Genomic DNA, 12813 nt, shown 5'->3' on the forward strand with positions numbered 1-12813 from the left:
GCAATGGCTTGCGCTCAACCGCGGGATGCTCCGAGATCGCTGGCGAGCGGCGCCGCCAGCCCCGTATAACGGGCCGGTGTAAGCGCCTTCAATTCCTCGCGGACGGCCTCCGGCAGCTCGAGATCGTCGACGAAGGCCTGCAGCGCGGCGGTGTCCACTCGTTTACCGCGGGTCAGTGCCTTGAGTTTTTCGTAGGGCTCGGGGATGCCATAGCGGCGCATCACGGTCTGGACAGCCTCTGCCAGCACCTCCCAATTATCGTTGAGATCGGCGGCGATGCGTTCATGATTGACCGCGATCTTGCCCAATCCCCGCATCATGGCCTCGTGGCCGATCACCGTATGCGCCAGCCCGACGCCAATATTGCGCAGGACGGTTGAATCGGTCAGATCACGCTGCCAGCGGGAAACGGGCAGCTTGCGGGCGAGATGCTCGAGCAGGGCATTGGCGATGCCATAATTGCCTTCGGCGTTCTCGAAATCGATGGGATTGACCTTGTGCGGCATGGTCGATGAGCCGACCTCGCCCTCAACAGTGCGCTGGCGGAAGTACCCGAAAGCGATATAACCCCACAGATCCCGCACCAGGTCGATACCAACGGTGTTGAACCGCGCCATCGCATCGAACAATTCGGCGATGCCGTCATGGGGCTCGATCTGGGTTGTATAGGCATTGTAGTCCAGCCCGAGATTTTCTACATAACGCTTTGAAAACGCAGGCCAGTCGATCGAGGGGTAGGCGCTCAGATGGGCATTGAAATTGCCCACCGCGCCGTTGATCTTACCGAGAATCGGGACCGCTGCGAGCTGGTCGCGCTGGCGTTGCAGCCGTGCCGCAACATTGGCGAACTCCTTGCCCAGCGTGGTCGGGGAGGCGGGCTGGCCATGGGTGCGGGCGAGCATCGCCACCTCGGCATGCTCGTGGGCAAGCGCGGTGAGTCGCTCGATGATTTGATCCGCACTGGGTAGCAATACATCATTACGGGCACGACGCAGCATCAACGCGTAAGCGAGATTGTTGATGTCCTCGGAGGTGCAGGCGAAATGAACGAATTCAGTGATCGCCGCCAGCTCCGGGTGATCAGCCATGGCCGTTTTGATGAAATACTCAACGGCTTTGACGTCGTGATTGGTGGTCGCCTCGATCGCCTTGATTTCCGCGGCATCGGCCTCATCAAAGCCGGTGGCGATGGTGGTGAGAGCCCGGGCTGCGCTGTCAGACAGTGGCGGTACCTCGACAATGGCATCCTCGGCGGCGAGGGCCTTCAGCCATTCCACCTCCACGAGAACGCGGTGGCGGATCAGCCCGAACTCGCTGACAAGACCCTGCAGGGCCTCGGTCTTGCGTCTGTAGCGGCCGTCGATGGGGGAAATGGCGGTAAGCTGACTGAGTTCCATGGGCTCCAACCCGCTGCAAAATAAAACACCAGTTTACAAGAACCGGAGAGACGATGATGAGTGCACAGGGATTCCGGACCGAATCGGACAGCATGGGCGAGCTGCAGGTGGCAATGGATGCGCTCTATGGCGCCCAGACCCAGCGGGCAGTGGAGAACTTCGCGATCAGCGGACTCGCCATGCCAAGCCGCTTCATCCAGGCGCTGGGGCTGATCAAGGCGGCCACCGCCGAGGCCAATCAGGCGCTGGGTGATCTCGACCCGACCATCGCCGGTGCGATCATCCGCGCGGCTGAGTCGGTCGCTGATGGCGCACATGATGAGCAGTTCCCGGTGGATGTGTTCCAGACCGGCTCGGGGACCAGCAGCAACATGAATGCCAACGAGGTGATCGCGCATCTCGCCAGCGAGGATCTGGGAGCGACGGTCCATCCCAACGACCACGTCAATATGAGCCAGAGCAGCAATGACGTCATTCCGACGGCCATTCACGTTGCCGCCGCAGTGGCCTGTACAGAGGAATTGCGGCCAGCGCTCAATCATCTCGCGGCGACCCTCGAGGAGCGCGCCGAGGCACTCAGCGATGTCACCACGACTGGCCGCACGCATTTGATGGATGCGATGCCGGTCACGCTTGGTCAGGAGGTGGGCGGCTGGGCCTACCAGGTCCGCCAGGGCGAGGTCCGTGTTCGTGAGGCGATGGAGCGGATCCGGGCGCTGGCTCAGGGCGGCACGGCAGTGGGCACCGGGATCAACGCCCGTCCGGCATTCGGCGGCGAGGTGGCGGCCGCACTGACGCGACGCAGCGGCGTGCGCTTTGAGCAAAGCCGCAACTGCTTCGAGAGCCTCAGCAGTCAGGATGCCGCCGTGGAGCTCTCCGGGCAGCTGAAAACGGTGGCGGTCAGCCTGATGAAAATCAGCAACGATCTGCGCTGGATGAATTCCGGCCCGCTCGCTGGGCTCGGAGAGATCGCTCTGCCGGCGCTGCAGCCCGGCAGCAGCATCATGCCCGGCAAGGTCAATCCGGTGATCCCCGAGGCGGTGGCGCAGGTTTCGGCGCAGGTCATTGGCAATGACACCACCATCACCGTCGCCGGTCAGTCCGGGAATTTCCAGCTCAACGTCATGCTACCGGTGGTGGCGCATAACCTTCTGCAGAGTATCTCGTTGCTGGCGAACGGCGCACAGGCGCTGGCCGATCGGGCGGTGGCGGGGTTCAGCGTCAATCGCGATCGGCTTGAGGCGGCGCTTGGCCGGAACCCGATCCTGGTCACCGCGCTTAATACCGAGATTGGCTATGAGCTGGGGGCGAAGATCGCCAAGCGCGCCTACGCCGAGGGCCGGCCGCTCATGGAGCTCGCCCGGGAGATGACTGATCTCTCCGACGATGAGCTCACCCGGCTGCTGGATCCAAAGACGCTCACCGCGGGCGGTATTCCCGGGGCGGATTAGTACTTCAGATCGTAGCGGGCGAAGGTCTGTGTGCACCCGTCCGGGCCGTGGGCATCGACGTAGAGCGACGCGAGGCTGAAGTCAGCGGTCCCGCTCAGCAGATCACCTTCGCAGATGCTCGCGAAGGGGCTGCCGCCGATGATCCGATGAACCGTGGTGAGGTAGAGCGTGTCGAGAACACGGGCGGTGATCAGCGTATGCATGACATAGGGGCCGGTGATCGCATAGATACGCCGGTACCCCAGCCTGCCCAGAAGCGCTGCCAGCGCCTCACCACCGGGCTGTTGCGTGCCGGGCAGGGCAATGACCTTGACGCCGGTCCGCTCAAGGGCCTGTACGCGTCGTTCGTCAGGGGTGGATCCGGTGATGACGATCACCCGCCGGCCCTGCTCGAGCAGCTGATCCGGTACGGCGAAGTCGAGGCTCACGCTGAGTACCGCCACATCCGGCTGGGGCGCGAGACCCCGTCGGGCGCGGAATGCCCGGATATCACTGAGCGCCTCGCCCGTGCCGACGGGCAGTATGTCGCTGGTCTGCCCAGCGTTGAGCTCGCGCAGATAGCGTCCCGAGCTCAGCAATAGATCGGCAGGGCCGGCCAACTCCTCGAGCAGGCGCCAGTCGCGTGGGTTGGCGATATTGCCTGGCACCGTCTGACCCCCCGCCGGGGTCGGCACGCTGATGCGGCCGTCGAGACTCGTCACGTAGTTGGCGTAGACAAAGGGCCCGCAGCGGCCCTGATCGGGCAGGGGGGTATCGAGGTAGACACCGGCCAGAGGGCGTTCGGCACCCGCGGTGGGATAGCAGGAGATGATGCCTTCATTCATGGCCGCCGGACCATACGGCAATGGCGCTCGGCGCGCTAGAATGGGGGCATGAGCGAGACCAACGTTTTCGACCCCGATCCCGTCCTCAAGACCCTGCCCACCGGGCCGGGCGTCTATCGCATGTTCGATGCCGATGGCACCGTGATCTATGTCGGCAAGGCCCGCAATCTCAAGCGGCGCGTCAGCAGTTATTTCCGCAAGGGCGCCCACAACGCCAAGACCCAGGCGCTGGTGGGACAGGTCGCCGATCTCCAGGTCACCGTGACCCACACCGAGGCCGAGGCGCTGATCCTCGAGAATAACCTCATCAAAGAGCACCGGCCGCGTTATAACGTCCTGCTGCGCGACGATAAAAGTTATCCATTCATCTATCTCTCAACCCAGCAGGACTTCCCGCGACTGGGGTTCCACCGCGGTCAGCGCCGGGGCGAAGGGCGGCATTTTGGCCCCTTCCCGTCCTCTGGCGCGGTCCGCGAGACACTCAACCACCTGCAGAAAGTCTTCCCCGTGCGGCAATGCCGCGACAGCTTCTACCGCCATCGCACACGGCCCTGTCTGCAGTATCAGATTGGCCGCTGCACCGCGCCCTGCGTCGGTTACATCAGCGAAAATGAATATGCCAAAGACGTCCGGCATGTCGAGATGTTCCTCTCCGGTCAGAGCAGTGAGGTCGTCGATGAGCTGGTCCGCCGGATGGAGGCGGCCGCTGAGGCGCAGGACTTCGAGCTTGCCGCCCGGTTGCGGGATCGCATCACCAGCCTGCGACGCATACAGGAGCGCCAGTATGTCTCCGGTGCCAAGGGCGATGTCGATGTGATTGCCTGTCGGTTGCGCGAGAATATCGCCTGTGTGCAGGTATTCGTGATCCGGGATGGCCAGAATCTCGGCAATCAGACCTGGTTCCCGCGTACGCCGCCGGAGACAACGCCGGAGGAGGTCCTCTATGCGTTCATCGCCCGTCACTATCTGGGCGAGTCCCCGCCGGGCGAGCTGCTGATCAGCCATGAGCTCACCGATGGCGAGGTGCTTGAGGAGGCGATGAGCAAGGACGCCGGTCACCGGGTGGGGATCGCCTCGCGGCTTCGCGGCGAACGCCGGCGCTGGATGGAGATGGCGCAGCGTAATGCCGATCACGCCCTGAGTGCACGCATGAGCGGTGAGGCACTCATGGAGCGGCGCTTCGAGGATATCCAACAGGCGCTCTCGCTCGAGGAAATCCCCGAGCGCATCGAGTGTTTCGATATCAGTCACACTCGAGGCGAGGCGACGGTAGCCTCCTGTGTAGTGATGGGGCGCGAGGGCCCGATCAAGGATGACTATCGCCGCTTCAACATTGAGGATGTCACCGCTGGAGACGACTACGCGGCGATGCATCAGGCGCTGGAGCGGCGCTTCAAGCGGCTCAGCGACGGTGAGGGAACGCCGCCGGATGTGCTGCTCATTGATGGTGGCCAGGGCCAGCTGCGGCAGGCCGAGACGGTTCTCGAGGATCTCCAGATTGAGGGGGTCCTACCGGTCGGTATCTCCAAGGGCCCACGGCGCAAGCCCGGCGAGGAAGTGCTGCTGGTCTCGGGGCGAGCGGATGAGATTCGCCTTGCGCCGGAATCGCCGGGGCTGCATCTTCTTCAGCAGGTACGGGATGAGGCGCATCGGTTCGCGATCACCGGCCATCGCAACCGCCGGGGTAAGGCGCGCCAGCAGTCCAGCCTTGAGGAGATCCCCGGGCTCGGCGCCAAGCGTCGGCAAGCGCTGATGAAGCAGTTTGGTGGGCTCAAGGGCATCAAGCGTGCGGGCGTCGAGGATCTCTCGAGCGTCCAGGGGATCAGCACAGCGCTGGCTGAGCGGATCCACGGGCATCTCAATGGCTAGGAAACGGCATGGTAGGGTTTGAGACATGGAAATGACGCTTCCGAACATCCTCACCTGGCTGCGGATCCTGATGATCCCTGTACTGGGGCTGCTGTTCCTGCTGCCGGCACCGTGGGCGAATGCGGCCGCGGCCATCGTGTTCGCGCTGGCGAGCATCACCGACTGGCTGGATGGATTCCTCGCCCGGCGCTGGAATCAGGTCTCGCCGTTCGGCGCTTTCCTCGATCCAGTGGCCGACAAGCTGATCGTTGCGATCGCGCTGATCATCGTGCTGGTCGAATCTCCGACGGCGCTGATGGCTATTCCGGTGGCGGTGATCATCGGTCGCGAGATTGCGGTGTCGGCGTTGCGCGAGTGGATGGCGGAGCTGGGTCAGCGGGCCAGTGTCGCGGTCGGTGTCACGGGTAAGGTCAAGACCGCCGCACAGATGATCGCTATCGTGCTGCTACTCTACCGTCACGAGCTCTACGGCATTCCGACCTGGCCGGTTGGACTGGCAATGCTCTACGCCGCCGCCGGTCTGACGCTATACTCAATGGTGCTCTACCTTTCGGCGGCCATGCGAACCCTGGATCAGGTCGATCAGGGTTGACACAAAACGCGCTCGGATTAGAATGTCGCTCTGTAACGCGGGAATAGCTCAGCCGGTAGAGCACAACCTTGCCAAGGTTGGGGTCGCGAGTTCGAATCTCGTTTCCCGCTCCAGATACGGGACCCCGACCGGTGACGGTCGGGGTTTTTTATGGCTAGGTGGCAGAATGGTGATGCAGCGGCCTGCAAAGCCGTGAACGCCGGTTCGATTCCGGCCCTAGCCTCCAATCCTATCCGGCGCGCGACGTCCCTGTTTCCTTCCACACCCGTCAGTGACTGTTGATTCGCGCATCCCAGGTGTCGCGAGACGATCATTCATCGGAGCATTCAATGACCGCACCCATCCTGATTACCGGTGCCAGCCAGCGTATCGGGCTTGCCTACGCGATGCACTGCCTGGAACGGGGCACACCCGTGATTGCGACCTACCGCACCCATCGGTCCGCGGTGGATACACTCGAGCAGGCGGGCGCACGATGCCTGCACGCGGACTTCGCCACCAATCAGGGCATTGATTCGTTCATCAACGCGCTACTGGAAGAGACCTCTGCGCTGCGCGCCATTATCCACAATGCCTCGGACTGGCTGCCGGAAAGCCCAGACACAGACCCCGCCGATGTGATGGCGGCCATGATGCAGATTCACAGCACGACGCCGTATCGCATCAACCTTGCCTGCAGGCACTTACTTGAAAACAGCGACGCCGTGACGGATATCGTGCACATGACTGACTACGTCGTTGAGAAAGGCAGCGCGAAGCACATCGCCTACGCCGCCAGTAAAGCCGCTCTGGAGAACCTGACGCGGTCTTTCGCACGGCTTCTCTCACCCGGGGTAAAGGTGAATAGTGTCGCGCCCTCGTTGATCATGTTCAATGAGGGTGACAGCGAGGCATATCGGGAAAAAACGCTGAAGAAATCCCTGCTGGGCATTGCACCGGGCGAAGTTGCTGCGGTGGAGACGCTGCAGTTCCTGCTCGATAACCCGTATATCACTGGCCGCAGTATCGGACTGGATGGCGGGCGGCATCTGGTCTGATCCGGCACCTTGTGCTGGGATGACGAGACGCTTGGGAGGTCGATACGCTAGAGTGAAGCAGTGAGGCGATCACTGCAGCAGGCGGTATGGCCTGTCGCGAAAACTGCATAGCGGGAGTGGCGAAAAGGTAAACGCAGTAGACTTAAAATCTACCGCCATTGAATGGCTTGCGGGTTCGAGTCCCGCCTCCCGTACCATTTCATTTGATTCATCGCTGCCGGCTTTTCCAGGTACCGCTGTCCCGACACAAGCTGGTATAGGCTGCTTTTATGTCGGCCGGGTACGAGCTACACACAGACACCCACGCCGTTCAAGCGTTGTACCGGCACCGATAGAGCTTACCCGCTTGCACGTCACCTACCGCGCAGGATTTCGTTCTCTGCCGAATAGCTGGTGTCGCCTGATTCTTATCGGCTAACGTTGTTTATTCCGAAGGATGGGTTCGAGCGATGTGAAGATCGACGCCTGCGTCGCGTAACGTCGCCAAATCTCTACCACTCACTCCATCATCGACAATAATGACGTCGAATTCGGTTACATCTGCGAGACGGTAAAGGGCGCGTTGCTCAAACTTCGCGTGGTCTACCAGCAGGATGCGCCGTTGCGCGGCTTCAAACATCGCCCGCTTGGTCTCCACCATCTCCGGCGATTGGTGATACAAATGCCCGCGGATGATGGCAGAGGTGGATAAGAGATAGGTATCGGCCATGAATTTTCCTATCTGATCTCGCGTAACCGGACCGATGAAGGCATTACACCAATGCTGGAAACGCCCACCGAGGCCGATAAGTTCGAGATCGCGAACCTCGTGCAGCGTGTTCATTAGGGTGAGCGAATTAGTGATAACGGTCAGCGGCGTCCTTTCGCAGAGCATCGGTGCCATCTGTAGGACGGTAGTGCTGTCGTCCATCAGGAGAGCCTGCCCGGACTCGATGAAGTCCATGGCGCGCTCGGCAAGCGCATGTTTTTCATCTCTCTGGCGCCCGGCACGGTAGACATCGCTCGCTTCTATCAGGGAAGTCGGTGCCGCCGAGACCACGCCTCGATACTTGCGTAAGAGATCACGGGCGACCAGTTCATCGATATCACGATGGGCGGTCATCAGGCTGATGCCGAACCGTTCAGTGATGTCCTCAATGCGTATCGACCCCTCGGTCATCACCGCTTCGGTTATTGCCTGTCGACGCTCGAGCTGCTTTGCGCGGCGACTGTCACTCGGCGTCTTTTCCCTTAAAAGTGCATCGAGCGCATCATTGGACTGCGAACCGACCAAGGTCATGCGTTGGGTCCCCTCTGTCTGCCTTTCGGCAGGATAGCCGGTGCGGGTGGCTGTTGCACGGTCAGCGTAGGCTCGTCACGCCATGACTGTCGGCGAGTCGGTGGAGTAATTGCCCACGCTCGGCGTGCTTTCGTTGCGCATCCCAACCAAGCGCTGCTCCAGTTGTTTCAGCCACTTGATTCAAGCCTTCCAGTGTCAGGCGCCCGGAAATTGCAAGCAGTGTGCGGCGAAGGACCAGATCCTCGAGATGTATCACGCTCTCGTTCTGCGCCAGCCACTCGATCTCCGCCTCAGTGTAATCGGGGGCACCGTGGATGACCGAGGTATCCTGCTGGCCCTCGTGGACTGCGATGTCCGCGGCTCGTGTGCCGTATCGCCCCAGGAGCATCTCTACACGGGAACGCTGAAGCCCGCTGCTGCTTTCAATGTCATCGACCCACTTTTCACGCGCCGTGAGGCTGACCGGGAAGCCTCTACCGCCCCCTATGGGAAGGGTTTCGGTCGAATTCGCTCGAGGTCGTTCGAGGGCAATCAGTATTTGATCACTGACCTCCGCTGCAAAGGCCCGGAATGTCGTCCATTTGCCCCCGACGAGAGAGAGCACCGGGAATGGACGTTCCTGCGTTGCGGGCAGCACTGGAGTCGAGTGATCACGACTAATCAGCCCGGGCATCTCCGAATGATTGTTGGGTAGCGGTCTGATGCCGCTGTATCGATAGATGATCTGCTCGTGAGAGAAGGATAGGCCAGGGAGCAGCTGTCAGAGACTGTCTAAAAAGTATGCCACCTCATCCGCCTCACAGCTGACACTATCCGGGTCATTGGCCGGAATGTCTGAGGAGCCGACTAGAACGCGGCCTTCATACGGGAATACAAGACAGATTCGGCCATCATCGGCCTCGAAATAGATCATTCTGCCATCAAGCTGGCGAACGAGTTCGTCGTGATCGAGAAGAATATGCGAGCCCTTGGTGCCACCGATGAAAGTGGTCTTTTCACCGAGGTGCCCGTTCACAGTGTCTATCCACGGACCAGCGGCATTGACGACATAGCGGGTTGTCGCATTGAGGGTGCTTCCATCCGGTCGTTTGAAGGTTAAATACTTACCCTCTCGTGGCTGTAACGGTGTCCAGCTGCAAGCCATCGAATCAGGATTGGCGGCCACCCCATCCTCGATCAGCTCCAGGACCAGGCGCTCTGGTGCAGTGATGGTTGCATCATAGTAAAGCCCGGCGGCGGTAATTCGCTCTGTGAGCGCTGGAACCATCTGCCGTGCGGCTGTATGACGCAGCATCTTATGACGCGGCATCATCCGATCGCGCGAACCGTAGAAGTCATAAAGCGCTAAACCGATTTTCACCAGTAGTGCGCCTCGACTGCGTGGTGCGCTGGTTGACCCGAAAAGCGTGCGCAGTGCGGCCCAACTGCCTCGCAGCCACGAGAAAGCCGGCAGCATCGACGGCAGTGGCTTGACGAGGTGCGGCGCATTCTGCAGCAAACGATTACGTTCATGAGTGGATTCAGCGACGAGACGTAGTTCCGCAGTCTCAAGGTATTTCAGTCCACCATGGATCAAGCGCGAGGGAGCGGCTGATGTGCCGGCGCCGAAATCGCTCTTGTCGACAATGAGGCAGCGCACGCCCTGCTCGCATAGATCGCGGAATAGGCCGGCTCCATTAATGCCTCCGCCAATGATGATCACGTCGAAATATTCGTCCTGCATAGGGCACTGGCTCCTGTTCATAACTGCTTCGATGGCTCGAGCGCGGAGAGGGCCTCCCAATCTGATCTGAGATGGTGGGCAATCTGTTGGTGGAGTTTGTAGCGCTCGTCACGAACGGCCCTCGCCTGCGGATCCGGCCAAAACTTGGTGCGCATGCCGCTCATTACTCGAGGATCGGCCGCGACGTCCTTGAAGAGGCCGACCGCCGCACCCGCGCAGAGTGCAGCTCCCCAGGCGGCTGCTTCTTCAGTGTCGGTTACCGTGACTGGCAATCCGAGGACATCCGAGAAAAGTTGCGCAATAAGCGGATTGCGGGAAATACCACCGGTCAGATAAATCTCGGTGGCGGGAAATGCCTCGCGCAGGGCATCAACGTGGACGCGGTGATTGAAAGCAATTCCCTCGAGGATAGCCGCCAGCATATCTCCGCGTTGATGCCATCCCCGCAATCCGAGGAATCCCGCCGAGGCAATGGCACCGTCCGGCGAGCCATAGAGGTAAGGGTGGTAAAAGGGCGATGCAGGCCTCGCCAGACCAGCAGCAATCTCTGGTGAGAGCTGCTCATGTATGGAAAGACCACTGGCCGCCGCGGCATCGCGATCACTCGCGCAGAGCGTATCGATAAACCAATCATAATTGGTGGCCGATGCCGGTGAGATTGCCATGTTGTTCCACTGTCCGGGACGGACCGCGCCGCGGCAAAACCAGCGGGAGTCAATCACTGGTGTATTCGAAACGACTTCATTGATCGAGTACGTCCCTGCGACGATACCGAGAATATCAGGTGCATGAGCGCCAATGCCCAGCGCTGACGCCGTGACATCATGGAGTCCGGCCGCTACGGGGGTGCCCGCAAGAAGCCCGGTTGCTGCCGCTGCGGCTGCGGTCACCTGACCGCTGATTGCCACGGGCTCATACATCGGCGGCAATGCCCGTTGTAGCGCACCCAGGCCAAATAGCTCCAGAAGCTCAGAGCTGTAGGACTGCGTGGATACATCGGTGAAAGCTGTGCTCGCCTCGGTTCGATCCATACCCAACTCGCCAGTCAGGCACAGTCTGAGCCAATCCTTGCAACCGAGCACGTGTCCGATGCGGGTATAGCGTTCTGGGTGGTGATCACGAATCCAGGCAAGCAGGGTGGACGGAGCGGCGACATGTGGTTGCTGCCCGGAGATTTTGAGCGCGGGTTCCATTACTCCAGTGTTTTGCCACTCGCGCAGGAGCAGACGCGCCCGGCTATCCAGTGACAGAATGCCTGGCCCGAGCGGTGATGCGGTGCGATCAACCAAATAGAGCCCATCGCCGTGGGCGGTGGGGGCTACGGCGGCAATATCCGCGGCGCCGCGACCGGATTGCCTGATCGCTTCACGGATCGCGCGAGCGGTGGCGCGCCAGAGTTCGTCCATATCGCGCTCAACATGATGTGCGCGCGGAAGCGATTGGGGGACGCGCTCACGGCTTACCGCCAGTGACCGGCCGCATTCATCGAAGATAACGGCTTTGGTGACGGTGAGTCCGCTGTCGATACCCAGCAAAGAAGGCATTCGTTGCTCCCTTGGGTCAGGAGGGGCGAAGGAGGGGAGCGGAGCATCGGTCATCAGGCACCGATACTCCGGGGTTTCGATCAGTTGGAGAGAACGAACGGTGCCGTGTACTGGTCGACGTTCTCGGCAGTGATCAGGATGCAGTCAAAGAGTTGCTTCTCATCCTCGACCATGGGCTCGCCAGTGCGGATGTAGTGATCCGCCTGGCGCACAGCCTCTTCGGCGAACACCGCCACAGGCTGTAAGACGGTATAAGCCATCTCCCCCGCTTTGATGGCCTCGACTGCGTCTGGCGAACCATCAAAGCCGCCAATCATGACTTCATCGAGCATGTCGCGCTCTTTGAGTACGGCAATAGCGCCGAGCGCCATTTCGTCGTTGCCCGAGATCACCGCATCAATGTCGGGGTTCGACTGCAACATGGCCGCCATCTTGTTGTATCCCTCGGTCCGGTCCCAGTTGGCCACTTCCATTGCCAGACGATCGATTTCCGGGTATTGGCTGATCACAGTCTCATACCCGTTCGAGCGCGTAGCGGCGTTGTTGTCGGCCGGGTTCCCGAACAGCTCCACGTAGTCCCCGGAGCCACCCAGTCGGTCTACCCACTCCATGGCCCCAACAGCGGCGCCTTGAGCATTGTTGGAAACCAGCTGAGCGATAGCCAGGCCTGACTCATTGATCTCGGCGTTGACCAGAAAGACGGGTATGTCCGCATCCACCGCTTTGCGCACAGCTCCGACCGAGCCATCAGCATTGGCTGGATCCAGAATGATCGCAACGGACTCGTTCGTGATCGCTGTATCGATGAGACGACTTTCCGCGTTGGCGTCGCCGTTGTGTGCCGCTACGTTCGCCTCGTAGCCAAGCTCTTCGGCCGTGGCTCGAGCCACTTCACCTTCGGTGTACCAGTAAGGGTTGGATGGATCGGTAACAATGATTGAAATCAGCCCTTCGGCGGATGCGGTCCCCGCAAAGAGCATGGAGCCGGCCAGCAAGGCGTGACCGATATGCTTGAGTGGATTGAACATTTTGATGAGTCTCCTTTTTATACTAATTTCCGGCCGTTTAATCCGGCCGGCTCTCCTCCGCTGCGGGGT

At 60.8% G+C, this 12813-nt stretch carries 11 protein-coding genes and 3 tRNA genes; 7 read left to right on the top strand and 7 right to left on the bottom strand.

The window, feature by feature from the left end; genetic code table 11:
* Positions 1-14: 14 nt before the first annotated feature.
* A complete protein-coding gene (gene purB, locus SPICUR_RS04275; RefSeq protein WP_023366409.1) occupies positions 15-1397 on the bottom strand; it encodes an adenylosuccinate lyase in 1383 nt (460 codons plus the stop codon).
* A 56-nt stretch (positions 1398-1453) separates the two neighbouring features.
* On the opposite strand from purB, the gene SPICUR_RS04280 reads away from it, so the two are divergent.
* Complete coding sequence (locus SPICUR_RS04280; protein ID WP_041382201.1) at positions 1454-2848, top strand: class II fumarate hydratase; 1395 nt, start codon at positions 1454-1456, stop codon at positions 2846-2848.
* On the opposite strand, the gene SPICUR_RS04285 is transcribed toward SPICUR_RS04280, so the two are convergent.
* Positions 2845-3672 (bottom strand): RibD family protein, encoded by an 828-nt coding sequence (locus SPICUR_RS04285; RefSeq protein ID WP_023366413.1) that lies wholly within the window; start codon positions 3670-3672, stop codon positions 2845-2847. The genes SPICUR_RS04280 and SPICUR_RS04285 overlap by 4 nt on opposite strands.
* A gap of 48 nt (positions 3673-3720) precedes the next feature.
* Here SPICUR_RS04285 and uvrC point away from each other — a divergent pair, with 48 nt between their 5' ends.
* The 6 genes from uvrC (at position 3721) to SPICUR_RS04315 (ending at position 7367) form a co-directional block, all read left to right on the top strand.
* A complete protein-coding gene (uvrC, locus tag SPICUR_RS04290; protein WP_023366415.1) occupies positions 3721-5541 on the top strand; it encodes an excinuclease ABC subunit UvrC in 1821 nt (606 codons plus the stop codon).
* A 25-nt stretch (positions 5542-5566) separates the two neighbouring features.
* Positions 5567-6133, top strand: a complete 567-nt coding sequence (gene pgsA / locus SPICUR_RS04295) for a CDP-diacylglycerol--glycerol-3-phosphate 3-phosphatidyltransferase (protein ID WP_023366417.1) — start codon at positions 5567-5569, stop codon at positions 6131-6133.
* 37 nt (positions 6134-6170) lie between these two features.
* Positions 6171-6246: transfer RNA gene (locus SPICUR_RS04300), tRNA-Gly, on the top strand.
* A gap of 39 nt (positions 6247-6285) precedes the next feature.
* A tRNA-Cys gene (locus SPICUR_RS04305) sits at positions 6286-6359 on the top strand.
* Positions 6360-6462: 103 nt separating this feature from the next.
* The gene (gene folM / locus SPICUR_RS04310; protein WP_023366419.1) at positions 6463-7170 is read left to right on the top strand and encodes a dihydromonapterin reductase; all 708 of its coding nucleotides are present in this window, start codon (positions 6463-6465) and stop codon (positions 7168-7170) included.
* Between the two features lie 110 nt (positions 7171-7280).
* Positions 7281-7367, top strand: a tRNA-Leu gene (locus tag SPICUR_RS04315).
* 227 nt (positions 7368-7594) lie between these two features.
* Here SPICUR_RS04315 and SPICUR_RS04320 read toward each other — a convergent pair.
* The 5 genes from SPICUR_RS04320 to SPICUR_RS04335 form a co-directional block, all read right to left on the bottom strand.
* On the bottom strand, positions 7595-8449 hold the full coding sequence (locus SPICUR_RS04320; protein WP_023366421.1) for a DeoR/GlpR family DNA-binding transcription regulator: 855 nt from the start codon (positions 8447-8449) through the stop codon (positions 7595-7597).
* A gap of 61 nt (positions 8450-8510) precedes the next feature.
* Positions 8511-9122: a glycerol-3-phosphate dehydrogenase C-terminal domain-containing protein gene (locus tag SPICUR_RS10065; RefSeq protein ID WP_023366423.1), complete on the bottom strand. Its 612-nt coding sequence runs from the start codon at positions 9120-9122 to the stop codon at positions 8511-8513.
* Between the two features lie 87 nt (positions 9123-9209).
* Complete coding sequence (locus SPICUR_RS10070; RefSeq protein WP_023366425.1) at positions 9210-10172, bottom strand: FAD-dependent oxidoreductase; 963 nt, start codon at positions 10170-10172, stop codon at positions 9210-9212.
* Between the two features lie 17 nt (positions 10173-10189).
* On the bottom strand, positions 10190-11770 hold the full coding sequence (locus SPICUR_RS04330; protein WP_202951831.1) for an FGGY-family carbohydrate kinase: 1581 nt from the start codon (positions 11768-11770) through the stop codon (positions 10190-10192).
* Between the two features lie 26 nt (positions 11771-11796).
* Positions 11797-12744, bottom strand: coding sequence for a D-ribose ABC transporter substrate-binding protein (locus SPICUR_RS04335; protein ID WP_023366429.1), 948 nt, complete (start codon positions 12742-12744; stop codon positions 11797-11799).
* Positions 12745-12813 lie beyond the last annotated feature (69 nt).

This window comes from Spiribacter curvatus (assembly GCF_000485905.1).
Classification (GTDB): Bacteria; Pseudomonadota; Gammaproteobacteria; order Nitrococcales; family Nitrococcaceae; genus Spiribacter; species Spiribacter curvatus.

Excerpts from the sequence above, each read along its gene's own strand:
- purB (WP_023366409.1), bottom strand. The coding sequence starts at position 1,397 with ATGGAACTCAGTCAGCTTACCGCCATTTCCCCCATCGACGGCCGCTAC.
- SPICUR_RS04280 (WP_041382201.1), top strand. The coding sequence starts at position 1,454 with ATGAGTGCACAGGGATTCCGGACCGAATCGGACAGCATGGGCGAGCTG.
- SPICUR_RS04285 (WP_023366413.1), bottom strand. The coding sequence starts at position 3,672 with ATGAATGAAGGCATCATCTCCTGCTATCCCACCGCGGGTGCCGAACGC.
- uvrC (WP_023366415.1), top strand. The coding sequence starts at position 3,721 with ATGAGCGAGACCAACGTTTTCGACCCCGATCCCGTCCTCAAGACCCTG.
- pgsA (WP_023366417.1), top strand. The coding sequence starts at position 5,567 with ATGGAAATGACGCTTCCGAACATCCTCACCTGGCTGCGGATCCTGATG.
- folM (WP_023366419.1), top strand. The coding sequence starts at position 6,463 with ATGACCGCACCCATCCTGATTACCGGTGCCAGCCAGCGTATCGGGCTT.
- SPICUR_RS04320 (WP_023366421.1), bottom strand. The coding sequence starts at position 8,449 with ATGACCTTGGTCGGTTCGCAGTCCAATGATGCGCTCGATGCACTTTTA.
- SPICUR_RS10065 (WP_023366423.1), bottom strand. The coding sequence starts at position 9,122 with ATGCCCGGGCTGATTAGTCGTGATCACTCGACTCCAGTGCTGCCCGCA.
- SPICUR_RS10070 (WP_023366425.1), bottom strand. The coding sequence starts at position 10,172 with ATGCAGGACGAATATTTCGACGTGATCATCATTGGCGGAGGCATTAAT.
- SPICUR_RS04330 (WP_202951831.1), bottom strand. The coding sequence starts at position 11,770 with ATGACCGATGCTCCGCTCCCCTCCTTCGCCCCTCCTGACCCAAGGGAG.
- SPICUR_RS04335 (WP_023366429.1), bottom strand. The coding sequence starts at position 12,744 with ATGTTCAATCCACTCAAGCATATCGGTCACGCCTTGCTGGCCGGCTCC.